The organism is Massilia eburnea, assembly GCF_009720745.1.
Taxonomy (GTDB): domain Bacteria; phylum Pseudomonadota; class Gammaproteobacteria; order Burkholderiales; family Burkholderiaceae_D; genus Rugamonas; species Rugamonas eburnea.
Window position 1 is genome coordinate 115,095 of the sequence record NZ_WNKX01000001.1, and the last position, 24,700, is coordinate 139,794.

At 62.6% G+C, this 24,700-nt stretch carries 21 protein-coding genes; 11 read left to right on the forward strand and 10 right to left on the reverse strand.

Annotated elements, in window-relative coordinates:
- Window positions 1–16: 16 nt before the first annotated feature.
- The gene (locus GM658_RS00585; RefSeq protein WP_155452073.1) at window positions 17–1,252 is read left to right on the forward strand and encodes a malic enzyme-like NAD(P)-binding protein; all 1,236 of its coding nucleotides are present in this window, start codon (window positions 17–19) and stop codon (window positions 1,250–1,252) included.
- 96 nt (window positions 1,253–1,348) lie between these two features.
- Here GM658_RS00585 and GM658_RS00590 read toward each other — a convergent pair whose 3' ends face one another.
- From GM658_RS00590 to GM658_RS00610, 5 genes are read right to left on the reverse strand one after another with little or no spacing between them, the layout of a single operon-like run.
- The gene (locus tag GM658_RS00590) at window positions 1,349–2,533 is read right to left on the reverse strand and encodes an ABC transporter permease (RefSeq protein WP_155452074.1); all 1,185 of its coding nucleotides are present in this window, start codon (window positions 2,531–2,533) and stop codon (window positions 1,349–1,351) included.
- Window positions 2,530–3,264, reverse strand: coding sequence for an ABC transporter ATP-binding protein (locus GM658_RS00595; protein WP_155452075.1), 735 nt, complete (start codon window positions 3,262–3,264; stop codon window positions 2,530–2,532). Before GM658_RS00595 ends, GM658_RS00590 begins: the two co-directional genes overlap by 4 nt.
- A gap of 12 nt (window positions 3,265–3,276) precedes the next feature.
- The gene (locus GM658_RS00600; protein ID WP_155452076.1) at window positions 3,277–4,710 is read right to left on the reverse strand and encodes an alpha/beta fold hydrolase; all 1,434 of its coding nucleotides are present in this window, start codon (window positions 4,708–4,710) and stop codon (window positions 3,277–3,279) included.
- A 26-nt stretch (window positions 4,711–4,736) separates the two neighbouring features.
- Window positions 4,737–5,258 carry a DUF2812 domain-containing protein gene (locus GM658_RS00605; protein ID WP_155452077.1) on the reverse strand — a complete coding sequence of 174 codons (522 nt, stop codon included), beginning with the start codon at window positions 5,256–5,258 and terminating at the stop codon, window positions 4,737–4,739.
- Window positions 5,259–5,312: 54 nt separating this feature from the next.
- Complete coding sequence (locus tag GM658_RS00610) at window positions 5,313–7,145, reverse strand: DUF885 domain-containing protein (RefSeq protein WP_155452078.1); 1,833 nt, start codon at window positions 7,143–7,145, stop codon at window positions 5,313–5,315.
- Between the two features lie 76 nt (window positions 7,146–7,221).
- Here GM658_RS00610 and GM658_RS00615 point away from each other — a divergent pair, with 76 nt between their 5' ends.
- A complete protein-coding gene (locus tag GM658_RS00615; RefSeq protein WP_155452079.1) occupies window positions 7,222–9,285 on the forward strand; it encodes a S9 family peptidase in 2,064 nt (687 codons plus the stop codon).
- Window positions 9,286–9,395: 110 nt separating this feature from the next.
- Here GM658_RS00615 and senA read toward each other — a convergent pair whose 3' ends face one another.
- Window positions 9,396–10,598 carry a selenoneine synthase SenA gene (gene senA / locus GM658_RS00620; protein ID WP_155452080.1) on the reverse strand — a complete coding sequence of 401 codons (1,203 nt, stop codon included), beginning with the start codon at window positions 10,596–10,598 and terminating at the stop codon, window positions 9,396–9,398.
- Between the two features lie 34 nt (window positions 10,599–10,632).
- On the opposite strand from senA, the gene senB reads away from it, so the two are divergent.
- The 3 genes from senB to GM658_RS00635 all read left to right on the forward strand — a co-directional run bounded on the left by senB (window position 10,633) and on the right by GM658_RS00635 (window position 13,927).
- Entirely contained in the window at window positions 10,633–11,604 is a 972-nt protein-coding gene (gene senB, locus GM658_RS00625; RefSeq protein WP_155452081.1) for a selenoneine biosynthesis selenosugar synthase SenB, read from the forward strand.
- 11 nt (window positions 11,605–11,615) lie between these two features.
- A complete protein-coding gene (selD, locus tag GM658_RS00630; RefSeq protein ID WP_155452082.1) occupies window positions 11,616–12,665 on the forward strand; it encodes a selenide, water dikinase SelD in 1,050 nt (349 codons plus the stop codon).
- A gap of 152 nt (window positions 12,666–12,817) precedes the next feature.
- Window positions 12,818–13,927 carry a S41 family peptidase gene (locus GM658_RS00635; protein WP_170298615.1) on the forward strand — a complete coding sequence of 370 codons (1,110 nt, stop codon included), beginning with the start codon at window positions 12,818–12,820 and terminating at the stop codon, window positions 13,925–13,927.
- Between the two features lie 5 nt (window positions 13,928–13,932).
- Here the strand turns inward: GM658_RS00635 and GM658_RS00640 are convergent, their stop codons facing one another.
- A complete protein-coding gene (locus GM658_RS00640; protein ID WP_155452084.1) occupies window positions 13,933–14,583 on the reverse strand; it encodes a hypothetical protein in 651 nt (216 codons plus the stop codon).
- 29 nt (window positions 14,584–14,612) lie between these two features.
- Window positions 14,613–15,056 carry an Lrp/AsnC family transcriptional regulator gene (locus GM658_RS00645; RefSeq protein WP_155452085.1) on the reverse strand — a complete coding sequence of 148 codons (444 nt, stop codon included), beginning with the start codon at window positions 15,054–15,056 and terminating at the stop codon, window positions 14,613–14,615.
- A gap of 278 nt (window positions 15,057–15,334) precedes the next feature.
- Between GM658_RS00645 and leuA the strand changes: the two genes are divergently transcribed.
- From leuA to GM658_RS00665, 4 genes are all read left to right on the forward strand, one after another.
- Entirely contained in the window at window positions 15,335–17,032 is a 1,698-nt protein-coding gene (leuA, locus tag GM658_RS00650; protein WP_155452086.1) for a 2-isopropylmalate synthase, read from the forward strand.
- A gap of 142 nt (window positions 17,033–17,174) precedes the next feature.
- Window positions 17,175–18,242 carry a cache domain-containing protein gene (locus tag GM658_RS00655; RefSeq protein ID WP_155452087.1) on the forward strand — a complete coding sequence of 356 codons (1,068 nt, stop codon included), beginning with the start codon at window positions 17,175–17,177 and terminating at the stop codon, window positions 18,240–18,242.
- A 19-nt stretch (window positions 18,243–18,261) separates the two neighbouring features.
- The gene (locus GM658_RS00660) at window positions 18,262–18,879 is read left to right on the forward strand and encodes a DUF8082 domain-containing protein (protein ID WP_155452088.1); all 618 of its coding nucleotides are present in this window, start codon (window positions 18,262–18,264) and stop codon (window positions 18,877–18,879) included.
- Between the two features lie 170 nt (window positions 18,880–19,049).
- Window positions 19,050–20,648, forward strand: coding sequence for a methyl-accepting chemotaxis protein (locus GM658_RS00665; RefSeq protein ID WP_155452089.1), 1,599 nt, complete (start codon window positions 19,050–19,052; stop codon window positions 20,646–20,648).
- A gap of 73 nt (window positions 20,649–20,721) precedes the next feature.
- Here the strand turns inward: GM658_RS00665 and egtB are convergent, their stop codons facing one another.
- Window positions 20,722–21,903 carry an ergothioneine biosynthesis protein EgtB gene (egtB, locus tag GM658_RS00670; RefSeq protein ID WP_155452090.1) on the reverse strand — a complete coding sequence of 394 codons (1,182 nt, stop codon included), beginning with the start codon at window positions 21,901–21,903 and terminating at the stop codon, window positions 20,722–20,724.
- Window positions 21,896–22,897: an L-histidine N(alpha)-methyltransferase gene (gene egtD, locus GM658_RS00675; protein ID WP_155452091.1), complete on the reverse strand. Its 1,002-nt coding sequence runs from the start codon at window positions 22,895–22,897 to the stop codon at window positions 21,896–21,898. Before egtD ends, egtB begins: the two co-directional genes overlap by 8 nt.
- Window positions 22,898–23,006: 109 nt before the next feature.
- Here egtD and GM658_RS00680 point away from each other — a divergent pair, with 109 nt between their 5' ends.
- Both GM658_RS00680 and GM658_RS00685 read left to right on the forward strand, forming a co-directional pair.
- Window positions 23,007–23,873 (forward strand): putative selenate ABC transporter substrate-binding protein, encoded by an 867-nt coding sequence (locus tag GM658_RS00680; protein WP_155452092.1) that lies wholly within the window; start codon window positions 23,007–23,009, stop codon window positions 23,871–23,873.
- Window positions 23,874–23,876: 3 nt separating this feature from the next.
- Entirely contained in the window at window positions 23,877–24,698 is an 822-nt protein-coding gene (locus GM658_RS00685; protein WP_155452093.1) for a phosphonate ABC transporter ATP-binding protein, read from the forward strand.
- Window positions 24,699–24,700: the final 2 nt, after the last annotated feature.

Here is a 24,700-nt window from a genome sequence, read left to right on the forward strand (position 1 = left end):
AAAGGAGAAGTACAGAATGAGCAGTACTCTGGAACAAAAAGCACTGGAATACCACAAGGCCGGCACACCAGGCAAAGTGGCAATTGCAGTGACCAAGAGCGTTGGCAGCCAGGACGACCTGGCCCTCGCTTACTCGCCAGGCGTAGCGGCGCCTTGCATGGAAATCGCACGCGACCCTGCGCTGGCCTACGAATACACGGCCAAGGGCAACCTGGTGGCCGTGATCACCAACGGCACCGCGGTGCTAGGCCTGGGCAATATCGGCGCACTGGCCGGCAAGCCGGTCATGGAAGGCAAGTCCATCCTGTTCAAGAAATTCGCAGGCATCGATTCCTTCGACATCGAACTGGATGAAACCGATCCGGACAAGCTGGTGGAGATCATCGCCGCCATGCACCCTACTTTCGGCGGCATCAACCTGGAAGACATCAAGGCGCCAGAGTGCTTCTACATCGAGCGCAAGCTGCGTGAACGCCTCAGCATTCCGGTGTTCCACGACGACCAGCACGGCACCGCCATCGTGGTCGGCTCGGGCATGCTGAATGCGGTTGAACTGACCGGCCGCAATCTCGCCGACGTGAAGATTGTCTGCTCCGGAGCCGGCGCAGCGGCAATCGCCTGCCTGGAACTGCTGGTCGACATCGGCGCCCGCCGCGAGAACATATTCGTTTGCGACTCCAAAGGCGTGCTGACCAAGGCGCGCAACCTGACCGGCGAAAAAGCCGACTGGGCGCAAGACACCACGGCCACCACCCTGTCCGACGTGATCGCAGGCGCCGACGTATTCCTGGGCGTATCCGGCCCTGGCGTGCTGTCGCAAGCCGACGTGCAGAGCATGAAGAAGCAGCCTATCGTCTTCACCCTGGCCAACCCGGAGCCGGAACTGCGCCCGGAACTGGTGCGCGAAGTAGCGCCGGACGCGATCATCGCCACCGGCCGTTCGGACTACCCGAACCAGATCAACAACGCCCTGTGCTTCCCCTACCTGTTCCGCGCCGCGCTGGACACCGGCGCCACCACCATCAACCAGGAAATGAAGCGCGCCTGCGTGACCGCCCTGGCCGGCCTGGCGCGCAGCGACGTCCGTTTCGGCAAAGACTATGTGGTACCGGGCCTGCTGGACGACCGCCTGCTGCCAACCGTCACACCGAAGATCGCGCAAGCCGCAATCCAGAGCGGCGTCGCCCGTAAGGAACTGGGCATGACCGATTACTTCGAGCGCCTGGAAGCCCTCGGCAAGCACCTCCTGTAATTAAAGTCGGGGTCGGCGAAAAAAGGGGACGTACCCCTTTTTCGCGCAGCGAAAAAAAGGGGTACGTCCCCTTTTTTCGCTGACCCCGACTTTTAATCAAACACCCAGTACGTATTTTTCGCTGCCCATGCGGCGAGCGGCGAAGGCTACGGCTGCTGCGGCCAGCAATAATGGCAAGGCGCACGCCAGTACATAGGGCAGGACGCCCAGTGACTGGCCGGTTGCCAATGCCTGGAACATGGTCTGGTTCGATAGCAGCGGCACCGCGTACATCCAGTTCTGCGTGTTCAGTTCGAGCGCGGGAACGATCAGCACCGGCAGCATGGGGATAAACGTCACAATCCCCGCCGTCGCCTGCGCTTCCTTGAAAGTGCGGGAATTCATCGCCATCGCCACCTGCAGCGCGCCGACCATCAGGCATAGCGGCATTGCCGCGACGATCACCAGCGCCAGCGTCGGCAAGTCAACCCTCCACGAAATGCCGATTTCTTCCAGCGGAAGGTATTTCAGCACGGCGTGCGCTACGCTCAATTCGCAAATCAGCCCAATCGCCGCCAGCGCGGCTGCGGCTAGCCATTTGCCGGCAACCAGGTCGATGGCGCGCATCGGCTGCGAAATCAGTACTTCCAGTGAGCGGCGTTCGCGTTCGCCGGCGGTGCTGTCAATCGCTGCGGCCAGGCCGAAAATGCAGACCGGGACGAAGAACATGCCGAGGAAGAAGCCGATCCGGGTGTTGGAGCGGGTCAGGCTATCTGCGGTGTCGTAGCGTTGCAGCGCAAACGGCGATAGCGTGGCCGGCGACACACCATGTGCCAGCAAACGCGCGCTGGCGATGCCGTTGCCGTAGTCGCGCAGCATGGCTTCCAGTTCGCGGCGCTGCGATTGCTTCTCCACCGCGGAGTCGAACCACAGCTCCATCGGCGCCGGGCGCAGCTCGCCGTAGTATTCGCCAAACTTGTCCCCCAGCTTCAGCACGGCGGCCATCTTCTTCTCGCCCAGCAGCTTGCCGATGTCGGCTTCGCTCATGGCGTCCCTCTCGGTGATGTTGACGCTTTTCTGGCGCAGGTAGCCGACCAGGTTGGGCGCCTGCGCGGCGCCGATCATGACGATGTCGATGCCGGTGCGTTCGGTCTTGGTCGCTTTCTCGATCTGGTTGTGCAGCATGAAGCCGACCAGCCCTGGGTACATGAACACCATCATGAGCATGATGTTCAGGGTGCGCTTGTCGCGCAGCGCTTCCTTCAGCTCCTTGATCATCACGACTAAAAATTGCGGCATCATGCTGCGATCCCCTCTTCCGTGCCGACCAGGTGGACGAAGGCGTCTTCCAGGTTGGCGATTCCAGTTTGCTCGCACAATTGCAGCGGTGTGTCCTGCGCGACCGTGCGCCCGTTGGCGATGACAATGACGTCGTCGCAAAGATTCGTTACTTCCTGCATCACGTGCGTGGCCAGGATGATGCTGCAGCCGTCTTCACGCAATTTGGTCAGGGCGCGGCGCAGCGCGCGCGTGCTCATGACGTCGAGGCCGCGCGTCGGTTCGTCCAATAGCAGGTTGCGCGGGCGGTGCAGCAGCGTGCGCGCCAGCGCGACCTTGATGCGCTGGCCTTGCGAAAAGCCCTTGCAATGGCGGTCGAGGAATTCGCCCAGGCCGAGCAGTTCGGTCACTTCCTCGATGCGGCGCTTGATGCCGGCTTTGTCCATGCGGTTGATCTGGCCGAAGTACTCAAGGTATTCGCGCGTGGTCAGGCGTTCGTACAGCCCGAACTGGTCGGTCAGCAGGCCGACGTTGCGGCGCGCGCCCATCGGGTCCTTGTCCGGATCAACGCCGTCGATGCTGACGGCGCCGCGATCGCGCTTGAGCAGGCCGACCAGGGTGCGCATCAGCGTGGTCTTGCCGGCGCCGTTGGGGCCCAGCAGCGCAGTAGCGCGGCCATCGGCGACGGTAAAGCTGACGCCTGCCAGTGCGGGAAAATCGCCGAAGCTTTTGTATACGTCTTCTACTTGGATCATGGTTCGGTCCTTTCAGGGATTGGCGCCGGCGTGGCCAAGCTGGAACGGGATGGGTGCGATGTCGCGCAGGCAGGACTGGTCGAGCGGCTGTTCCGGCTTATCCAGGAATTCGCGCATCAGGCGCGGCATGCAACCCAGGCGCGACACACCATGGCCCGCATTGGCGACCATCACCAGCTGCGCCTTGCTCATGGACCTGGCGGCGCTTTGCGCGCGGCGCGGCGGCGTGACCGGGTCCTGCTCGCCGGATAGCAGCAGCGTTGGGATGGCAATCGGTGTCGCGGCCGGCGCCGGCGCGGCCGGCACTTTCAACAGCGGACAGATGGCGCCGAGGCGGCTGGCGTGGCCGCGCAGAAAGGAGCCTTTTTCGTCGGCGGCGCGTGCTACGTCGCTCAGGCGCGGCATGTCTTCGGCACAGACCACCGCCAGGTAGAGCGGCATAGAGAGCGAGCTCTCTGGCGTGAAATCGCTGGCGATATAGGCGCGCGCCAAAAATGGGCCCCAGTTGCCTTCGTAGGCGTTATGGATGATGTATGGCAGGCGGTTGCTTTCCTGCGGCGCATACAGGCCGGAATGAATCACCGAAACGAAACGCAGGTTGGTCAGCGGCAGCTGCATGCGCTTCATGGTGCGTGGATGGGTGAAGTCCAGCTTCACGGAGCCGGCATCGACGCGCGCGAGCAAGGTGTCGAACTCTTTCGGCAGTTGCGGATACGCCTGTGCGCAGGCCTTGTCGCTGGCACAGCGCTTGAAGACGCCTTCCAGCGCCAGCTGCGCGTCTTGCGCGCCGGCCGGGATCACCTGGTCCGGTGCGGCGACGCCGTCCAGGATCAGGGTACGTACGCTGCCGGGATAGCTGCGGGCATATTGCTGTCCAAGGCGCGTGCCATAAGAGCCGCCAAAGATGTTCACCTTGCCGTAGCCCAGGGCCAGCCGCACTTGTTCGATATCGGCTGCAGCGTTCACAGTGGTGAAGGCGCCCAGCGGCTGCTTGATGGCGCGCATGCACTTGTCCACCGCTTCATTCAAGGCGCTCTCGGTATTGGCCTCGTCAATCTGATCGCCGTCGCAGCGCAGCTTGCCCGACAGGCCGGTACCGCGCTGGTCGATGAAGACGATGTCGCGCGTGGCGCGCATGCGCCTGAAGGCCGAGTCGAGCAGCACCACCACGTCGGAACCCGCTTCGCCTGGCCCGCCGGCCAGCACGAATACCGGGTCGTTATTGGGAATCGGGCGGAAGGCCGGGGCCACAGCGACGTGCAGGGTAAGCTGGCCTGCCTCCTTGTGCAGCGGGTCGAGCGGCACGCTGACCTGGTGGCAGCGCAAGGCTTCCTCGCTGCCCTTCAAATGACAGGCGTGCCCCTGCTGCACTGCCGCCTTGGCGTCGAGCGCCAACAGCGTTGCCAGCGTCAGGACGAGCGCCGCCCATGAAATACGCAATTTCATTAGAAAACTCCCTGGTTTGAAAAGGTCTAAGACTGCTGCCGCAAACTTCGCAGGCGTTTGACAAGCCGCACAATGCAGTAGATGGAAACTCCGTACGCTGCCAGAAGCATGGCGACCATCGCAGGCGCCGTACTCCAGCTGTCGTGGATGCGCATTGCGGTATGAGGCAGCTGCAGGACGATCGGCAGCGCAAACAGCCAGATCAGCGACTTGTACTTGCGGCTCTTTGATTCAACGTCCGTGAAGATTTCCGCCGCGCGCCCGGTACCGGCCGGCGCGCGCCAGTATTGCCAGCCCAGGAGTTCGTCGACGCGTTCCCAGCCCGCATCCTGGAACAGCTGCAAGTAATCCTGGCCGATGCGACACAACTGGAAATCGACGCGGTAAGTCACGTCGGCCGGCTCGCCGCGCTCGAAAATGAACAAGGTGCGCAGGCAGCGAATGCGCTTCAAATGCAATCCTTCGCGCGCCATGGATTCGAGCCAGCGCTCGATCGCATGGTCTGCGTCGTCCCAGAACCACCTGATTTTCCTGACTACTTGGGTCATATATCGGCCACCGCTATATCGATAGCCGATATATTATCATTTAAGTAAACGGTGTCAATGCCGTTTTTGCTTCGCGATCCAATCATCCACCACCTGGTCGAGGACGGTCATCGGCAAGGCGCCGTGGCTCAAGACCTCGTTGTGGAATTGTTTGAGGTCGAAGCGGTCGCCCAGTTCGCTGCGCGCTTTTTCACGCATGCCCAGGATGGACAGCATGCCGACCTGGTAGGCCAGCGCCTGCCCCGGCTCGACGATGTAGCGTTCGACTTCTGCCTCGACCTCGTGCTCGCCCATGCCGGTGTTTTCCACCATATAGTCGATGGCTTCCTCGCGCGACCAGCGCTTGTAATGGATGCCGGTATCGACCACCAGCCGCACGGCGCGCATCATCTCGTCGCGCAGGCGGCCCAGCTGGTCCAGCGGATCGGGTTCCAGGCCCATTTCCGAAGCAAGGCGTTCCGCATACACGGCCCAGCCTTCCTGATAGGCAGTGAAGGAAATCACGCGGCGGAAGAATGGCACACCCTTCAGGTCCTGCGCGATTGATACCTGCAGGTGATGGCCTGGCACGACCTCGTGGTAGACGGTGCTGCGCATGCCGAACCTGGGGATCTCGTTGACCGAACGCAGGTTGGCAAAGAACACCGCGGGCCGGGTGCCGTCCAGGGCGCCGGGCAAGTAGTAAGCGCTCGGCGCGCTGCCAGCCGATTCGGCCGGCGCCGCGCGCACTTCAATCGCAGCCTTGGGGTGGTCGCTGAAGGCCGTATCAAGCTTGCTCTCGGCCTCTTTCATGATCGCCTGGTATTGCGCCAGCAATTGCTTGCGGCCCTCCGCCGTGTCGGGGAAATGATTCTTCGGGTCGCGCAGCAATTGCGCCATGCGCTCGCCGACGCTGCCCTGCTCCAGCCCCAGTTGGCGCAGCAGCTTGTCCATGCTGCGGGTGATGCGCTCGACTTCCGCCAGCCCCAGTTCATGCACGCGCTGCGGCGTCAAGTTGGTCGTCGTGTGATAACGCACGCACCATGCGTAGTACTCGTCGCCATTGGGCAGCGACCAGGCGCCGTCGTTCGAATGGACGCGCCCCTGCAAGGCGGCGAAATGACGCATTACTTCAGCATATGCAGGGTAGACGCTGCCCTGGATCGCATCGGCAACTCCTTGCAGCAACTCAGCGCGCACCTTTTCATTCATATCGGCCAAGGGGATCGCATCAAGCTTGGCCTTGAAGCTGGCGTACAGCATGTTCTCGCGTGCCGGCCGGCCGGCAAAATTCTGCATCTGCTGCAGGACCTTTTCGACCAGGAATTGCGGCGGCAAGATGCCGGCCTTCTCCTGGGCGCGCAGACGTTCCAGCACCTGCTCGAATTTAAGCGGGAACTTCTGCAGGCGGGAGATATAGTCCTCCGCCTCGGCGCGCGTAGAGACGCGGTGCACCTCGGCCATGAAGTCCGGCAGCGCGCTTTGCATGCCGTACAACTGGTTGATCGGGAATTCGTTCAGCTGGAAGCGCTCGCCTTCGATCTGGTTGCTGAGGTAATAGTGCAGCGTGTCGTACGATAGCTGCGCTTCCCGTCCCAGCTCATTGCGGTCGTAGCGATCAAGCATGACCAGGTTGTCGCGCATGTCCTGGTAGATCTCGCGCTTGTGTTCTGGCGACTCGTCGTCCAAGCGGGAATTCTGGAAATCGAGCCAGGCCGGCAGCACGTGCAGCCGTGACATCATCTCCGGGCTTTTCAGCGCAGCGGAGGCGAAGGCACGCATATAAAACCATTCCAGCTTCAGTGGTTTGGAATACCACGTTTGCGTCAGCAGCACTGCGCCAGCGCACAGGCTTGCCGTGATGCCGGTCAGTCCCCAGACCGCAATTTTCTTCGCATTGATCTCCATGCGCGGAATATTACAGTATCATGCCCGCTTGGCCAGCCACCAGCTGGCAGATTTGATAACAGACCGGAGATCCCGAATGACCTTACGCCTGCTGGTAATGGGCGCCGCCATCGCTGCGGCAACCAGTGCCGTTGCCGCCCCGCGCGGCCTGACCATCGAAGACCTGGCAAGCATGGACCGTGTTGGCAGCCCAGTGCTGTCGCCGGATGCAAGCCGCGTGGTGTACACCGTCCGCGCCACCAATATGGAAAAGAACCGCGGCGTTACGCAGCTGTGGATGATCGACCTGAAGGCCGCCAAGCCTGCGCCGGTCCAGTTGACTCAGAACGACGCCAGCAGCAGCCAGCCGCAATGGTCGCCATCGGGCGACGCCCTGTACTTCGTGAGCGGCCGTTCCGGCTCCGCCCAGGTATGGCGCCTGCCGATGAACGCCGGCGGCGAAGCCGTGCGCGTCACCGACTACCCGCTGGGCGTGGAAAGCTACCGCCTGTCGCCGAAAGGTGACCGCCTGGCGATGTCCTTTGAAGTCTACCGCGACTGCGCCGACCTGGCCTGCAGCAAGAAGCGCCTGGACGACAAGGCCAAGAACAAGGCCACCGGCATGATCTACGACGAGATGTTCGTGCGCCACTGGGATACCTGGGCCGACGGCCGCCGCAACGTGCTGTACTCGGCGCCGATCGACGCATCCGGCAAGGCCGGTGCTGCGGTGAGCCTGAGCGGCTCGCTGGACGGCGACGTGCACTCCAAGCCATTTGGCGACAACGCCGACTACCAGTTCTCGCCGGATGGCCAGAAGGTCGTCTTCTCCGCCCGCGTGGCAGGCAAGGCCGAATCCTGGTCCACCAACTTCGACCTGTACGAAGTGCCGGCAACCGGCGGCGGCGCCCCGCGCAACCTGACCGCGGAAAACCCGGCATGGGACGCCAAGCCTTCCTTCTCCCCGGACGGCAAGACCCTGGCCTACCTGATGATGAAGCGCCCAGGCTTTGAAGCCGACCGCTTCCACATGGTGTTGATGGATGTCGCCACCGGCAAGAAACGCGTGCTGGCCCAGGACTGGGACCGCTCCATCGCCGACTACAAATGGCGCACCGACGGCAAGGCCCTGCTGGCCAATGCCGACGACGTGGGCAACCACCGCATCTTCTCGCTGGATGTCGCATCCGGCAAGGTGACCGCGCTGACCGGCAAAGGCTACGCCGGCGAATTCGACGTACAGAAAGACACCGTGATTTCGGCCCAGGCATCGCTCGGCGGCGGCGCACAGCTGGTCAAGTTCAAGACCGAAGGCGCCGAGCAGAAAGGTACGCAGCTGACCTGGGCCAACGCGGACCGCCTGAAAGACGTGAAACTGGCGGACTACGAACAGTTCTCCTTCAAGGGCGCAAACGGCGACACCGTACATGGCTATGTGATGAAGCCATGGAACTACGAGCCAGGCAAGAAGTATCCGGTCGCCTTCCTGGTGCACGGCGGCCCACAGGGCAGCTTCGGCAACAGCTGGAGCTACCGCTGGAATCCGCAGATTTACGCGGGCGCCGGCTATGCTTCCGTGTTCATCGACTTCCACGGCTCGACCGGCTACGGCCAGGCTTTCACCGACGCCATCAGCGGCGACTGGGGCGGCAAGCCGCTGGAAGACCTGCAGAAAGGCCTGGCGGCAGCCGTGGCCAAGTACGATTTCCTGGACGGCCAGAACGCCTGCGCCCTGGGCGCATCGTACGGCGGCTACATGATGAACTGGATTGAAGGCAACTGGAGCGACGGCTTCAAGTGCATCGTCAACCACGACGGCGTGTTCGACCAGCGCGGCATGGCCTATGCCACTGAAGAACTGTGGTTCACCGAATGGGAAAACGGCGGTACCTACTACGCCAACCCGAACGGCTACGAAAAGTTCAATCCCGTGAACTTCGTCACCAAGTGGAAGACCCCGATGCTGGTAGTACAGGGCGACCTGGATTTCCGCATCCCGACCGCACAAGGCCTGGGCACTTTCGCCGCGCTGCAGCGCCAGGGCATCGAATCCAAGCTGCTGGTGTTCCCGGATGAAAACCACTGGGTCCTGAAGCCCGCCAACTCGATCCTGTGGCACCACACCGTGATCGGCTGGCTGGATTCCCACCTGAAGAAGTAATCAAAAAAAGGCCGTGAAAAAGGGGACGCCGAAAAAGGGGACGTACCCCTTTTTCTTGAAAAAGGGGTACGTCCCCTTTTTCGGCATCCCCTTTTTCCGCTGCCCTTTTTCTATTCGAATGCGCAGGTGCGGAAGCCGTTGAAGATGTCGTCGCGCTCGGGCAGGTAGAAATTGCGGAACTTGGCCGAGCCAAGCCGCGATGGCGTGGCGAACGATGCCCCGCGCAGCACCTGGTGGGTGCTGAACCACGGCGCGGAATATTCGCGGTAACGGTCCGCCACAAAGCCCGGATAAGGGTCGAACGGCGACGCTGTCCACTCCCACAACTGCCCCCAGCGGAAGGCCGGGTGGCCGTGCAGCGCCGCGTATTCCCATTCCATCTCGGTCGGCAGGCGGCGGTTGGCCCAGGCGCAGTAGGCTTGCGCCTCGTACAGCGAAACGTGGCGCACCGGCTCGTGCGCCGACAAAGTAGTGAGCCTGCCGAAGCGCATGGTGCGCCATTGGCCGTTGTCGCGCCGCCAGTAGCGCGGCGCCGAGCGCTCCTGCCGCAGCAGCCATTCGGCGCCGGTATTGCTCCAGAATTCGCGCTTTTCGTAGCCGCCGTCTTCCACGAAGTCCGCGTACTGCGCGTTGGTGACCAGGGTGGCGTCCATGCGGAACGGCGCCACGTGGCAAGGATGCGCGAACTTCTCGTTATCGAAAATAAAGCCGCCTGCATCGGCAGCGCTGCCCAACTGCAGCGTGCCGCCTGGGAAGGCGATGTCGCCAGGCGCGCCGGATGCGCGTTCGTCGTGCGTCAAATGGGCGGGCGCTTGCAGGCCTAGCGTCTGCAGCGTGTACAGGAAGGCCTCGCCATGCATGTCTTCGTGGGCCAGCGCCAGCCGGTAGGGATACAGCGCTTCGTCGGTATTCGGTTCGCGCGACAATTTGTCCAGGACGCGGTCCAGCACTTCGTGGCAGTAGGTCTTCAGGCCGCCCGTGCTGGGCAAGTCCAGAGTCCAGCGGCTGCGGTGCGGCACCATGTTCGAATCAAACCAATCGTCACCCTTGCGCAGCAGCGATGTGTAGAGCGCGTCGGCCGGGTGGCTGGAAATCGCTTCGCGCAGGATGAACCATTCGGCGAACCAGGCGGTATGTCCCAGTTCCCACAGTGGCGGATTGACGATGCGCATTTGCGGCACGCGCGACGAGACGTCCATTCCTGCGGCGGCAAAACAGTCGAATAGGCTCAGCGTATAATTGCGCGCAGCCTGCAAGGCGTCGGCAAGTTGCTGGGTTCGGGCGGTCCGGAACGAGGCATGGATGGCGTTCATGGGTCGATTGTAGCGACATTTGAGCAACACACCAATGAGCAAGCAGACAATCTGCATCGCCAGCCCTGCGCTGGCCCAAGCCAACAACGGCAACTGGCAAACTGCGCGCCGCTGGGCGCAATTCCTCGGCGCCCGCTTCGAGGTGGAGATCGCCTCCGACTGGCGCGACGCCGCACCGCCCGACTTGCTGATCGCCCTGCATGCGCGGCGCTCGGCCGCTCCGCTGGCGCGATTTTGCGCAGACTACCCTCGCCGCCCGACCATCCTGGTGCTGACCGGCACTGACCTGTATCGCGATATCCATGCGGATGCTGACGCCCAAGCTTCGCTGGAACGTGCACGCGCGCTGGTGCTGCTGCAGCCGGCTGGCCTGTCCGAGCTGCCGCTACATCTGCGCGCCAAGGCTCACGTCATCTACCAGTCCGCGCCATCCCTGCAGCCGGCGCTCCACGCCGCCGCGCCGCGCCACCACGACATCCTGATGGTCGGCCATCTGCGCGAAGAAAAAGACCCGCGCACCTTCATGCAGGCTGCAGCCTTGGTCACTGCGCCCAGCGCCCGCCTGGTCCACATTGGCGGCGTACTCGATCCCGCGCTGGGCGACGCTGCGGCAGCGGCAGCCTGCGCCACGGCTGGGCGCTACGAATGGCTTGGCGCCCTGCCCCATGCCGACACCCGCCAGCGCCTGAAGCACGCCCACGCCATGGCGATCTGTTCGCGCATGGAAGGCGGCGCCAACGTCATCATCGAAGCGGTCACCAGCGGCGTCCCGGTGCTGGCGAGCGACATCAACGGCAACCGCGGCATGCTGGGCGAGGACTACCTCGGCTACTTCCCGCAGGGCGATGCGCAAGGCCTGGCTGCGCTGATTGACAGAAGCATCAACGACCCGGCCTGGTACGCGGCGCTGCAGGAACAATGCGCGCAACGCGCCAAACTCTTTGCCCCCGAAGCTGAGCAGGCGGCCCTGCTCGACTTGGTGGATAATCTGCTCCATACGAACTGAAAGAGCCCATCATGAGCACTGAACCAATCAAACTGACCTCCTTCTCCCACGGCGGCGGCTGCGGCTGCAAGATCGCCCCCGGCGTGCTGTCCGAGATCCTGAAGAACACCAACGGCTTCCCGGTGCCAAAAGAACTGATGGTCGGCATCGAGACCGCCGACGACGCCGCCGTCTACAAACTGAACGACGAGCAGGCCCTGATCGCCACCACCGACTTCTTCATGCCCATCGTCGACGATCCGTTCGACTTTGGCCGCATTGCCGCCACCAACGCCATCTCCGACGTCTACGCAATGGGCGGCACGCCGATCATGGCGCTAGCCCTGGTCGGCATGCCGGTCAACAAGCTGCCGATCGAGGTGATCGGCAAGATCATCAAGGGCGGCGAATCGATCTGCAACGAGGCCGGCATCCCAATCGCCGGCGGCCACACCATCGACTCCGTGGAACCGATCTACGGCCTGGTGGTATTGGGCCTGGTACATCCATCGAAAGTGAAGCGCAATGCCGACGCCAAGGCCGGCGACGTGCTGGTGCTGGGCAAGCCACTGGGCGTGGGGGTGCTGTCCGCCGCGCTGAAAAAAGGCGTGCTGGGCGATGAAGGCTACAAAGCCATGATCGACAACACCACCAAATTGAACAAACCTGGCAAGGCACTGTCCGAACTGCCGGGCGTGCATGCGCTGACCGACGTCACCGGCTTCGGCCTGCTGGGCCACTTGCTGGAACTGGCGCGCGGCGCCAAGCTGACGGCCAAGCTGAATATGTCGCAGATCCCGCTGCTGCCAGGCGTCGAAAAACTGGCCCACGACGGCTTCTTCACCGGCGCCTCGGGCCGCAACTGGGACGCTTACGGCAAGGACGTGCTGCTGTCGCCGAACATCACCCAGCCGCAGCACACCTTGCTGACCGACCCGCAAACCTCCGGCGGCCTGTTGGTCTCCTGCGCCCCTTCGAGCGTCGACGAAGTGCTGGCCCTTTTCCGCAGCCACGGCTTCGAACACGCCGCCGTCATCGGCGAAATGGCCGCCGGCGAACCGCGCGTTCAGGTCGCAGCTTAAGCCGCGGCCATAAGACCGGCATCGCAATCTCATCGATTGCGCTTGCCGGTCCCTCCCCCAAAAACGGTTGACAGATTTGCAAATGCTATTTTAGTATCTAATTGCATAACCACTTATGCATTTATTGACAACTCATGGAGACAACCATAGCAATGCGCAAATTCTTCCCTTTTGCCGTCCTGGTCCTGGGCGCAGTCGTGTCCACGGTCAATGCACAACAGCCGGCGCCATCTGCCCCGGGCGCCGCCGCGCCGCAAGCCGCGCCATTTACTGCCGCCAACAAAGCCTCTGCTGTTGAACTGCTGGCCCAGCGCCTGTCCGCCAAATACGTCTTCGCGGACGGCGGCGACAAGATGGCAGCGGAGGTCCGTGGGCACCTGCGCAAGGGCGACTATGACAAGGTTGGCACGCGCGCCGAATTTGCCGAACTGCTGACGGCTCACCTGCATGCCGCCGTGCCAGACCGGCACCTGCTGGTCCGCTTTATGCCGCAAGGTGCAATGCCGGACCGCCCACGCCCAAAACTCACCGAAGCGCCACCGCCAGAAATGCTGAAGCGCATGAAAGAAGTCGGCAAATACTGGAATTTTGCGTTTGAAAAGGTGGAGCGCCTGCCGGGCAATGTCATGTATGTGAAGGTGGACTCGTTCTTCGGCGCCGATCTGGCCAAGCCCGTCGTCACCGCCGCCATGAACTTTGCAGCCAGCGGCGACGCCATGATCATCGACCTGCGCGAAAACGGCAGCGGCGACCCGCGCACCGTGGCATACATGGCCAGCTACCTGCTCGGCGACAAGAAGGTCCATCTGTCGGACATCGTTTTCCGCGCTGACAAAGAGACGGACGCGTTCTGGAGCGACCCTTCCGTGCCTGGCGCCCATTTCGGCCCGTCCAAGCCAGTCTACGTGCTGACCAGCGACAAAACCTTCTCGGCCGCCGAAGACTTCACCTATAACCTGCAAGCCCTTAAACGCGTCATCGTGGTGGGCGATACCAGCAAAGGCGGCGCCCATCCAGCTGCGCCCTTCCGCATTGATCCGTACATGGTCGCCATCATCCCGGCCGGCCGCACGGTCAACCCTATCACCAAAGGTAACTGGGAGGGTACAGGCGTCAAGCCGGACGTCGCCATCGCGGCCGACAAAGCCCTCACCAAGGCCCATGCGCTGGCCCTGCAGGCACTACTGCCGCAGGTGAACGATCCTGAAGACCGCCCGATCCTGCAGCAGAAACTGGAAGAACTGCAGGCAGCCCTGAAATAAGCCGCCTATTTGAGGAAGCGGAAGGTCGGCTCGATGTTCATGGCGTGAAGGTGCTTCACGATGTCTTCCAGCGTCGCGTCCTTCAGGAGCAAGCCTTCCGCCGCAGCCGGGACCGGCGCCGCGGCTTGCGGGGCAGTTGCGCCGGCAACCAGGCGCAACTGATCCAACGCCTGCATAAACTGCGCAGGTGGGATGCTTTCGAGCCCTTCCAGCAAGGCGACCTGGCCGGCTTCAGGCGGCTGGATTTCCAGCCCTTCGTCGCCGGCAAATGAGGCGCCCATGCCTGGGTGGATGAAGGCCGCCCACTTGCCGCTGCCCTGGTTCAGGTATGGCGGAAGCCCGATGGCGGAGGGGGCCGCAGACAGTTCGGGGCAATAGGCGTGAGAAAGAAGCTCAACGAACGCTTGCGCTTGCGCCTGACTTACCGGCTGGGCGAGCGAAAGCCAAAGCGCATACGAATCAGCGCCGGAAATGCTGACCGCAGGCGCAGGCAGGCCCAGCTCCGATTGCAGCGTATTCGCCAGCGAACAAAGGCGGTCCCAATGCCCCGCATCCCCATCGCCTGGCATTTTCTTGAACACCAGCGCGATGCTGCGCGTGCCGCCATCCGCAGCAGCAAGATACAGCCGCTTCAATTCCACATTCAGTTTTTGCATCGCGATATTCTAGCGTAGGTACTCGGAGCTCATTCGGCCAGCGGCGCGCGGACAGGGGTTTGATGGAGGATCACGCGGCTGTAAGTATCCTGCACGCCCGCGCGGTCGCGCAAAGTATCGATCAGGCGCAGCAACTGGGCCTGGTCTTTGCAGGCCACGCGCAGCAAGCCGTCGTAGTTGCCGGTCAGGAGCGCTACTTCCAGCACACCGGGAATGGTCTTCACCACTTCCTCGAATTCGTGGGTGTTGGTGCCCGACTTCAGCTTGACGTCGATATACGCTTGCAGGTGCAGGCCAAGCGCCGCGTGGTCGATGCGCGCTTCGAAGCCGAGGATGGCGCCCTCCGCAACCAGACGGCGCACGCGGTCGGCCACCGTGTTGGCGCTGAGGCTTACCCGCTCACCCAAATCCTTAAAACTTATCCTCGCGTCATCGCGCAAAAGTCCGATTATTTCTCTATCAATCTTATCCATAGTCGATTTTTCCTCGCCAATAACCGCATTCTAACAGCATAAAGCGCGAAATCATCGAATTTCATTGCTGAGATTTTTTCTTGACAAGGCCAAATCCAGTGCCTTACATTGGTCGACATGACCTCGCAAATGCACATCTTTGCTCCCCTGCCAGGCGCCCTACTACTAGGCGCGCTACTACTGGCACGCGCCTGAATTTCCCCTAGTTGTACCCCGCGTCGGCCGCCCTCGCGCCACGTCCCGGTTTCCCAAAATTTGAAAAACACAGGAGTATCACCATGATGTTGAAGAACCCTGCCGCGAAATATCGCCCGTATCCTACCGTCGGTTTGACCGACCGCACCTGGCCGAATGCTGTCATCTCCAAGCCGCCAATCTGGATGAGCACCGACCTGCGCGACGGCAACCAGGCGCTGATCGAGCCGATGAGCGTGGAAAAGAAAATCAAGTTCTTCGAATTGCTGATCAAGGTGGGCCTGAAGGAAATCGAAGTCGGCTTCCCTTCCGCCTCCCAGACCGACTTCGATTTCGTGCGCAAGCTGATTGAAGAAGACCGCATCCCGGACGACGTCACCATCATCGTGCTGACCCAGGCGCGTGAAGAACTGATCCGCCGCACCGTGGAATCGTGCATCGGCGCCAAGCGCGCCATCGTCCACATGTACAACTCCACCGCGCCGGTGTTCCGCAAAGTGGTGTTCGGCGCCAGCCGCGAGGAGATCACCGCCATCGCCACCAGCGGCACCAAGCTGGTGAAGGAGTTGCTGGCCCAGCACCCGGAAACTGAATGGACTTATGAATACACGCCGGAATCCTTCTCCACCACGGAACTGGACTTCGCCAAGCACATCGTCGATGCCGTTTCCGCCATCTGGCAGCCGACTCCTGCCAAGAAGATGATCGTCAACCTGCCCGCCACTGTCGAATGCTCGACCCCGAACGTATACGCCGACCAGATCGAATGGATGTCGCGCAAACTGGAACGCCGCGACGCCATCATCATCTCCGTGCACCCGCATAACGACCGCGGCACCGGCATCGCCGCCGCCGAACTGGCTGTGATGGCCGGCGCCGAGCGCGTGGAAGGCTGCCTGTTCGGCAACGGCGAACGCACCGGCAACGTCGACCTGGTGACACTGGCGCTGAACCTCTACACCCAGGGCGTGCACCCAGGCCTGGACTTCTCCGACATTGACGCCGTGCGCAAGGTGGTCGAAGAATGCAACCAGTTGCCTGTGCACCCACGCCACCCATACGTAGGCGACCTGGTCTTCACCGCCTTCTCCGGCTCGCACCAGGACGCGATCAAGAAAGGCTTCGCCAAGCAGCAGGACGGCGCGCCATGGGAAATCCCGTATTTGCCGATCGACCCGCAGGACGTGGGCCGCAGCTACGACGCCGTCATCCGCGTCAACAGCCAGTCGGGCAAAGGCGGCATGGCCTACTTGCTGGAGCAGGACTACGGCCTTGAACTGCCGCGCCGCCTGCAGATTGAGTTCAGCCGCGCCGTGCAGAAGGTCGCCGACCAGACCGGCCTGGAAATCACTTCCGAAGGCATCTACCAGATCTTCGAACAGGAATACCTGTCGCAGACCGCTCCCTACGCCTACGTCTCGCACAAGATGGTGGAAGACAGCTCCAGTGACGAGCCGGTGCAGATCGATATCGGCCTGCTGCACAACAAGGCCTCGATGTCGCTGCAAGGCGGCGGCAATGGCCCGATCGACGCCTTCGTCGATGCGCTCGGCCTGGACGTGACGCTGATGGACTACCACGAGCACGCCATCGGCCACGGCGCCAACGCCAAAGCGGCCTGCTACGTCGAATTGCGCCTGGATGGCGGCCCGACCCTGTTCGGCGCCGGCGTGGACAGCAATATCGTCACCGCCTCCTTCAAGGCCGTGCTGAGCGCCATCAACCGCCAGATCGCCCTCAAGAATGATGCCTCGGCCGGCATCGCCCAGGCCGAAGCCTGATCATCCAAGGCCAGTCGCGATCGAGCAACAGAAAGCGGCTGGCCTTTTGAGCCAAAACAAAAATTTCCATATGGAAAGGCAAACAGGGGTAATCGAATGTAAAATCACGACTTACAGTCTCAGCAACGATTGATTTACAAAAATGAAACTATCCCTGAATATCTTCCATAAAGTCCTGATCACCCTCCTGGTTGTGACCCTGGTGCCGCTCCTGGCGCTGTGGTACCTGGGCAATTCCTCCGCCGAGAAGGAATTGACCACCAAGATCAATGAAAACCTGGTGGCCAACACCGACACGGTCGCCACCGGCATCAACAGCTGGGACGACACCAATATGCGCGCCCTGCGCATGGCCACCCGCCTGGACGACATCATCTCCATGAACCCGGCCCGCCAGGTGCCGATCCTGACCGCGATTTCGTCCACCTACGAATGGTCCTACCTGCTGCACATCGAAGGCACCGACGGCAAGGACGTGTCGCGCAGCGACGGCGGCGCCCTGACCGACTACAGCGACCGCGCCTACTTCAAGAAAGTCATGGCGGGCAAGGAAGAAGGCCGCCTGGTGGCGATCGGCAAGACCAGCGGCAAGCCGTCGCTGAACATCGGCGTACCAATCCGTAATGACAACCGCACCGTGGTTGGCGTGCTGGCTATCGCCATGGACTTGGGCGTGGTATCGCGTACCGTGACCGACATCAAGATCGGCGAAACCGGCCGCGCCATCCTGCTGGACGCGGAAAAGAAAGTCATCGCCCACGGCGACCCGACCAAGATCAAGACCCAGCTGCAGGACTTCAGCAAGCACCCTGCCCTGCAAGTGCCTGGCATCACCGACGAGCCGAAGACCTATATGGACGGCAACGTGAAAATGGTGGGCTTCGTGCGCGAACTGCCGCAAGGCTGGACCGTGCTGGTTGAACAGCAATACGATGAGGCCTACGCCGCCATGAACAAGATGCGCGACGAAGCACGCATCCTGATCGGCGTCGTGATCGTGCTGGTGGCAGCGCTGGCATTCGTGATGGGCAAGCAGCTGACCCGCCCGATCAACCAGTTGACCGCCATCGCCGAAAAGCTGAGCAAAGGCCAGCTGGACGTCACCATCCCGCAGACCAGCCGCGGCGATGAAATCGGCTCGCTGGCGCGCGCGGTGGAACGCCTCGGCGTCAGCATCCAGATGGCGATGGATCGCCTGCGTAAGAAATAAGCAGTAAAGGCGAACCGTTATGGCACTGCCAGAGTTCACACCCTTCGCCCAGCTGCTCGACCAGATCGCCGGCTTCTGCGCCCAGGGCCACACCGCGACCATCATGCTGGTCAGCGATGACAACCGCATGGCGCAGATCCACCTCGATGGCGGGCGCATCGTGTTCGTCCTGTGCCGCGGCCGCCGTGGCCGCGACGGGCTCGACATCCTGCGCACCATGCAGCGCGCCCGCTTGAGCGTGGACCGCCCAAGCACAGGCAACAATGAACCGCTGCCCTGGTCGACCGAGGCGATTCTCGATTACCTGTATGGCGCCATTACCGACTTGCCTGCATCGGGTTCGCCTGCTTCCACCCTGCTGCCTGGCGTGGCGCGCCAGCCGGCATCGGCAGCGGTGGCGCCCGCCCAGCAGCCGGCAGCCGCCAGCAGCAAGCCCGGGTTGACGGACGCCCAGCGCACGATCTTCGAAAACACGCTGGCCACCTATATCGGCCCGATGGCAGCCATCGTATGCGGCGACTATTTCGACGATGCCAGCGACCTGCGCGTACTGACGCAAAAACTGGCCGGCGAAATTCCCAACGCCGACCAGGCAGCCAAATTCAAGGCCGACATCAGCAAGGCCCTCGGCATCTGATTTGAAAGTCGGGGTCAGCTCCGGCAATCGGACATTTGGCTAGCAACACACAAGCTGGAGCTTAGGCTCCTTTCCATTCGGGGCAGCTGCATTCGCTGCCCCGTTTTTATCTCCTTACAGCAATTGCCTATACTGGTAAATCGTTTTCCACGCAGTTGGAAGGAGCAGCCATGCGCATTGCCAACCTGAAGATCGGAACCCGCCTGGGTTTATGTTTCGCGATTGTCTTCGCCCTCATGGCGACACTGATCGCGGTGGGCAGCCAGCGGCTGTCGCATATCGGCGAACTGAGTAGCACCATCATCGACAAGGATTGGGTCAAGGCCGATGCAGCGGCCACCGTTTCGGCCACCACCCGCGCCAATGCAGCGCTGGTGCTGCAAATGCTGCTGGCGACTGAACCCGCGAAAGAAGCAGCCCTGCGCAAGGAGGTCGACAAGAACAAGGGCATCATCACCGAGGCGCTGTCCACGCTCGACAAACTGGTCTACCGTCCAGAAGGCCGCGAATTGCTCGCGCAAGTGAGCAGCGAGCGCGCAGCCTACGTGCAATCGTTCACCGGTGTGCAAAAACTGCTCGCCGACGGCCAGCGCGAACAGGCCACGCAGAAGGCCATGACGGAGACCATGCCGCGCCTTGCCAGCCTGCAGGCCAGCGTCGGCAAGCTGGCCGACCTGCAGGACAGCATCGTCGCTGCCAATGGGGCGGAAATCAAAAAGCACATCAGCTCAGCCCTTGCCGTCATGCTCGCCCTGGGTGTCGTCGCGCTGGTGCTCGGCGCGGCGTGTGCGCTATGGGTCACGCGCTCCATCACCCGCCCGATCAATTACGCCTTGCAGGTGGCGCGCACGGTCGCATCGGGTGACCTGACCAGCCAGATCCAGGCCAGCACCCAGGACGAAACCGGCCAGCTGCTGCACGCCCTGCACGACATGAACGAATCGCTGTCGCAGATTGTGGGGCAGGTGCGCCATGGCACAGTGGCGATTGCCTCCGCCTCCGGCCAGATCGCCACCGGCAATATGGACTTGTCGGCGCGGACCGAAAGCCAGGCCTCGGCGCTGGAAGAAACCGCCTCTTCGATGGAAGAACTGACATCGACCGTCAAGGCCAATGCCGACAATGCGCGCGAAGCCGACCAGCTGGCCAGTTCCGCCTCCAGCGTTGCCTCGCGCGGCGGCGAAGTCGTATCCCAGGTAGTGACGACCATGGGAGCTATCAATGATTCCTCGCGCAAGGTGGTCGACATCATTGCCGTGATCGACGGCATCGCATTCCAGACCAATATCCTGGCCCTGAATGCAGCGGTGGAAGCGGCCCGCGCCGGCGATCAGGGCCGCGGCTTTGCCGTCGTCGCCAGTGAAGTACGCAACCTCGCCGCGCGCTCATCGAGCGCCGCCAAGGAGATCAAGGAACTCATTTCCAGCTCGGTCGAACAAGTCGACGCCGGCGCCAGGCTGGTTGCGCAAGCCGGCGCCACGATGGAAGAAGTGGTGGCGTCGGTACAGCGCGTCACCGACATCGTCGCCGACATTTCGCTCGCCACGCGTGAGCAGACCGATGGCATCGAACAAATGAACACCGCCATCATGCAGATGGACCAGACCACGCAGCAAAACGCCGCGCTGGTGGAACAGGCCGCCGCAGCCGCCTCCGCCATGAGCGACCAGGCCAGCGAACTCGAACGGCTAGTCGCCCGTTTTCGCCTGCCGGGCGATCACAGCCGCCACCAGCTCCAACACACCCAACGCCCTCGCCTTCCAGCTTGAAAGTCGGGGTCAGCTCTGGCAATCGGACATTTTGCGCAGCAAAATGTCCGATTGCCAGAGCTGACCCCGACTTTTATCTGGCTAGGCGGATGCCGGTGAATTGCCAGCGGGCACCGGCGGGGAAGAAGTTGCGGTAGCTGGCGCGGGCGTGGCCGGTCGGCGTGGCGATACTGGAGCCGCGCAGCACATATTGGTTGACCATGAATTTGCCGTTGTATTCGCCTATCGCGCCTTCGGCCGGGCGGAAGCCGGGATATGGGGCGTAACTGCTGCTGGTCCATTGCCAGCAGTGGCCGAACATGTCTGTCAGCGCGGCGTCGCGTGCGGCGTGCTCCCATTCCGCTTCCGTCGGCAACCGGGCGCCGGACCAGTGGGCGTAGGCGTCGGCTTCGAACAGCGAGATGTGGGTTACCGGTGCATCCATTTCGAGCGCTTGCTGGCCGTGCAACGTGAAGCAAGTCCACACCCCATCGTGGCGCCAGTACATTGGCGCTTCGATTCCTTGCGTGCGAATCCAGTCCCATCCTTCCGCCAGCCACAGGCTCGGGTCGCGGTAGCCGCCGGCTTCGATGAAGGCCAGGTATTCGGCGTTCGTGACCAGCCGCGTCGACATGTCGTAGGGCGCGAGGTAGACCTTGTGGCGCGGCAGTTCATTGTCGAAACAGAAGCTGTCGCCGGCATGCCCGATGTTGTGGACGCCGCCTTCGAAGCGCTGCCAGCCGGGCATGGCCTTTGCCGGTGCGGCGGCGGCAGCAGCGCCGGGCGGCAGATATGCGGGCGCCATCGGGTTTTGCGCAAGCAGGTGCTTGACGTCGGTGAGGATCAGCTCCTGGTGCTGCTGTTCGTGCTGCAGGCCGAGCGTGAGCAGCGCGGCCAGGCGGGCGTCAGTGGCGGCATGGCGCGCGGCGAGCGCGGTGACGCGCGCATCCACATTGGCGCGATAGGCGCGCACTTCCGCCATCGAGGGCCGCGTCAGCAAGCCGCGCTGCGGCCTTGGGTGCTTGTCGCCTACGCCGTTGTAATAGGAGTTGAACAGTACGCGGAATGCCGGGTGGAAGGGCTGGAAACCGGTCTCGTAACGTTCTAGGATGAAGGTCTCAAAAAACCAGGTGGTGTGCGCCAGATGCCATTTGACGGGGCTTGCATCCGGCATCGACTGGGCGCCGCAATCTTCGTCGGACAGCGGCTCGGCCAGCGCCATCGTGGCCGCACGCACCTGCGCGTAACGTTCGCTCCAAAGGCCGGCGTCACGCATAGTCTGCCGCGGCGTGCAGCACTGCGAACCAGTGTGCATCGTCCGTCCAGGTGCCGTCGACGCGGAAGCCGGCTTCCGACAGCAGTTTCCCGAATCCCTCCAGCGTGTATTTATAGCTGTTTTCGGTGTGGATACGCTCGCCCTGTGCGAACCTGCGCTCGCCGCCGCTCCAGTGCACGGTCAGCGCGCACAGTGCTTCGAGGTGCATTTCAATGCGGCTTTCCGCTTCATTGAAGAAGGCGACGTGGCGCCATTGCGCTGGATCGAAATTGGCGCCGGCCAGATGGTTCAGGTGGCGCAGCATGTTCAGGTTGAAGGCGGCCGTGACGCCGATCGCGTCGTCATAGGCTGCATCCAGCACGGCGCTGTCCTTGACCAGGTCCACGCCGATCAACAGCCCGCCGTCCTTGCCGACGTTCTCGCGCACCTGGCGCAGGAAAGCCACCGCATCGCGCGGCGTGAAATTGCCGATCGACGATCCGGGATAGAAAAACTGGCGGCCTTGCACCGGCACCGTGGCCGGCAGCGCCAATGGCTGCGACAGGTCCATCACCAGCGGCGTCATGTCGATGGCGGGAAAACGCTGGCGCAGCTGGGCGGCCGCTTCCTGCAGGAAGTCGCTGGCGATATCGATCGGCACGTATTGGCGCGGCTGCAGCAGCGGAAACAGGCTGGCGGCCTTGGCGCAATTGCCGGCGCCCAGGTCGAGCAGGATGGCGCCGGGGCCGATGCGGGCGGCCATGTCGGCTCCATGGCGGGCGAAGATCGCTGCTTCGGTGCGCGTCGGGTAGTACTCGGGCAATTCGCAGATCGCTTCGAACAGGTGCGAACCCAGGCTGTCGTAGAAATATTTGGGCGAGGTGGAAGCCTGCTGCGCAAGCAGGCCGGCGCTGATCTCGGCAATGGTGGCGGCGTCGCCATGGGCGATGCCCACCGGTTTGCTGCTCGTTTGCGGTGCGACCACGTGGATCGCTGCCGTGCGTGACAAGGTCATGGCTCAGGCTCCTGGGACATTTTTGCTATCATAGCTGAATATCCAAGACCAGGTACCGTGCCCCCGTGTGAGGAGTGCGGCTCGTCATTAACATAAAAAAGGATCTTTCATGTCCCTGTTCTCCCTCCGCACCATTCAATCGGCCCTGTTTGCAGCCGGTGTGCTCTTCGCCGCTGCCGGCGCCCAAGCCCAGCAAGTACTGCGCGTTTCCGCCATCCCTGACGAAGCGCCAACTGAGCTGCAGCGCAAGTTCAAGCCCCTCGGCGAATACCTTGAGAAAAAACTGGCCATGAAAGTGGAGTTCACGCCAGTGACCGATTACGCCGCTTCGGTGGATGGCCTGATCAACGGCAAGCTGGATATGGTGTGGTTTGGCGGCTTTACCTTCGTCCAGGCCAACCACCTGAGCAAGGGCAAGGTCGTGCCGCTGGTGCAGCGTGTGGAAGATGAAAAATTCCGCTCCGTCTTCGTCACCACCAACAAGTCGATCAACTCGCTGGCCGACCTGAAAGGCAAGACCCTGAGCTTCGGCTCCGAATCCTCGACTTCCGGCCACCTGATGCCGCGCTCTTACCTGCTGGCAGCCAAGATCGATCCGGACACCGACCTGAAACGCATCTCCTTCTCGGGCGCGCATGATGCGACCGTGGCAGCCGTAGCCGGCGGCAAAGTCGATGCCGGCGCGCTGAATATCTCGGTGTGGGAAAAGCTGAATGAACAGAAGAAGGTCGATCCGAACGTGGTGCGCGTGTTCTACACCACCCCGGCCTATTTCGACTACAACTGGACCGTCCGCAGCGACATGCCTGATGCGCTGAAGAAGAAAATCACCGATGCCTTCCTGGCACTGGACAGCGCCAAGCCTGAAGACAAGGCGATCCTGGACCTGCAGCGTGCGTCGAAATTCATCCCGACCAAGGCTGCCAACTACAGCAATATCGAAGCGGCTGCCAAAAACGCTGGCCTGCTGAAATAATCAATGTCCTCTGCCTGGTACGAGCTGCAAGGCCTTTCTGTCCGCCACATCGGCGGTTCGCGCGGCCTTGCGCTGCAAGACATTTCGCTCGCATTCGAGCCTGGCGAGCAGGTGGCCCTGATCGGTCCTTCTGGCGCCGGCAAGACCACCCTGCTTTCTACCCTCGCCTGCGCGCATAAGCCGGATAGCGGCGTATTCAAAGCCTTCGGCACCGATCCCTGGCAGCTGACGGACGCCGGCCGCCACGCCATGCGCGCGCGCCTGTTCCTGGCGCCGCAAACACCGCCCCTGCCGCCGCGCCAGCGCGTGGTAACGGCCGTGCTGGCGGCGCGGCTGCCGAAATGGAGCCTGGGCCAGGCCCTGCTTTCGCTGTTCAAACCCGCCGATCCGGAAGCAGCCTACCGCGCGCTGTCGCGTTTCAACCTGGGCGACAAGCTGTATAGCCGCGTGGACCGCCTGTCCGGCGGCGAACGCCAGCGCTGCGGCCTGGCGCGCCTGCTGCTGTCGTCGGCGCAGGCCTTCCTGGTCGACGAGCCGCTGTCGGCGCTCGACCCGGCCCTGTCGCAACTGACGCTGAACACCTTGCAGCAGGAAGCGCGCGAGCGCAACGCACTGCTGGTGTGCAGCCTGCACCAGGTGGACCTGGCGCTGGCCCACTTCCCGCGCATCGTAGCGCTGAAAAATGGCCGCGTCGCCTTCGACCTGCCGCGCGAGCAGGTAACGCAGGCGATGGTCGATGAACTCTATCTCGGCGAACTGCCCCCGGCCAACTCGCCGCAGCCGGATGAAATGGCCGCCAAGCTGGCTGTCGGAGCCTGCCTGTAAGC

Bases quoted from the DNA above. Each gene is read 5' to 3' on its own strand.
- GM658_RS00585 (WP_155452073.1), top strand. From the start codon at position 17: ATGAGCAGTACTCTGGAACAAAAAGCACTGGAATACCACAAGGCCGGC.
- GM658_RS00590 (WP_155452074.1), bottom strand. From the start codon at position 2,533: ATGATGCCGCAATTTTTAGTCGTGATGATCAAGGAGCTGAAGGAAGCG.
- GM658_RS00595 (WP_155452075.1), bottom strand. From the start codon at position 3,264: ATGATCCAAGTAGAAGACGTATACAAAAGCTTCGGCGATTTTCCCGCA.
- GM658_RS00600 (WP_155452076.1), bottom strand. From the start codon at position 4,710: ATGAAATTGCGTATTTCATGGGCGGCGCTCGTCCTGACGCTGGCAACG.
- GM658_RS00605 (WP_155452077.1), bottom strand. From the start codon at position 5,258: ATGACCCAAGTAGTCAGGAAAATCAGGTGGTTCTGGGACGACGCAGAC.
- GM658_RS00610 (WP_155452078.1), bottom strand. From the start codon at position 7,145: ATGGAGATCAATGCGAAGAAAATTGCGGTCTGGGGACTGACCGGCATC.
- GM658_RS00615 (WP_155452079.1), top strand. From the start codon at position 7,222: ATGACCTTACGCCTGCTGGTAATGGGCGCCGCCATCGCTGCGGCAACC.
- senA (WP_155452080.1), bottom strand. From the start codon at position 10,598: ATGAACGCCATCCATGCCTCGTTCCGGACCGCCCGAACCCAGCAACTT.
- senB (WP_155452081.1), top strand. From the start codon at position 10,633: ATGAGCAAGCAGACAATCTGCATCGCCAGCCCTGCGCTGGCCCAAGCC.
- selD (WP_155452082.1), top strand. From the start codon at position 11,616: ATGAGCACTGAACCAATCAAACTGACCTCCTTCTCCCACGGCGGCGGC.
- GM658_RS00635 (WP_170298615.1), top strand. From the start codon at position 12,818: ATGCGCAAATTCTTCCCTTTTGCCGTCCTGGTCCTGGGCGCAGTCGTG.
- GM658_RS00640 (WP_155452084.1), bottom strand. From the start codon at position 14,583: ATGCAAAAACTGAATGTGGAATTGAAGCGGCTGTATCTTGCTGCTGCG.
- GM658_RS00645 (WP_155452085.1), bottom strand. From the start codon at position 15,056: ATGGATAAGATTGATAGAGAAATAATCGGACTTTTGCGCGATGACGCG.
- leuA (WP_155452086.1), top strand. From the start codon at position 15,335: ATGATGTTGAAGAACCCTGCCGCGAAATATCGCCCGTATCCTACCGTC.
- GM658_RS00655 (WP_155452087.1), top strand. From the start codon at position 17,175: ATGAAACTATCCCTGAATATCTTCCATAAAGTCCTGATCACCCTCCTG.
- GM658_RS00660 (WP_155452088.1), top strand. From the start codon at position 18,262: ATGGCACTGCCAGAGTTCACACCCTTCGCCCAGCTGCTCGACCAGATC.
- GM658_RS00665 (WP_155452089.1), top strand. From the start codon at position 19,050: ATGCGCATTGCCAACCTGAAGATCGGAACCCGCCTGGGTTTATGTTTC.
- egtB (WP_155452090.1), bottom strand. From the start codon at position 21,903: ATGCGTGACGCCGGCCTTTGGAGCGAACGTTACGCGCAGGTGCGTGCG.
- egtD (WP_155452091.1), bottom strand. From the start codon at position 22,897: ATGACCTTGTCACGCACGGCAGCGATCCACGTGGTCGCACCGCAAACG.
- GM658_RS00680 (WP_155452092.1), top strand. From the start codon at position 23,007: ATGTCCCTGTTCTCCCTCCGCACCATTCAATCGGCCCTGTTTGCAGCC.
- GM658_RS00685 (WP_155452093.1), top strand. From the start codon at position 23,877: ATGTCCTCTGCCTGGTACGAGCTGCAAGGCCTTTCTGTCCGCCACATC.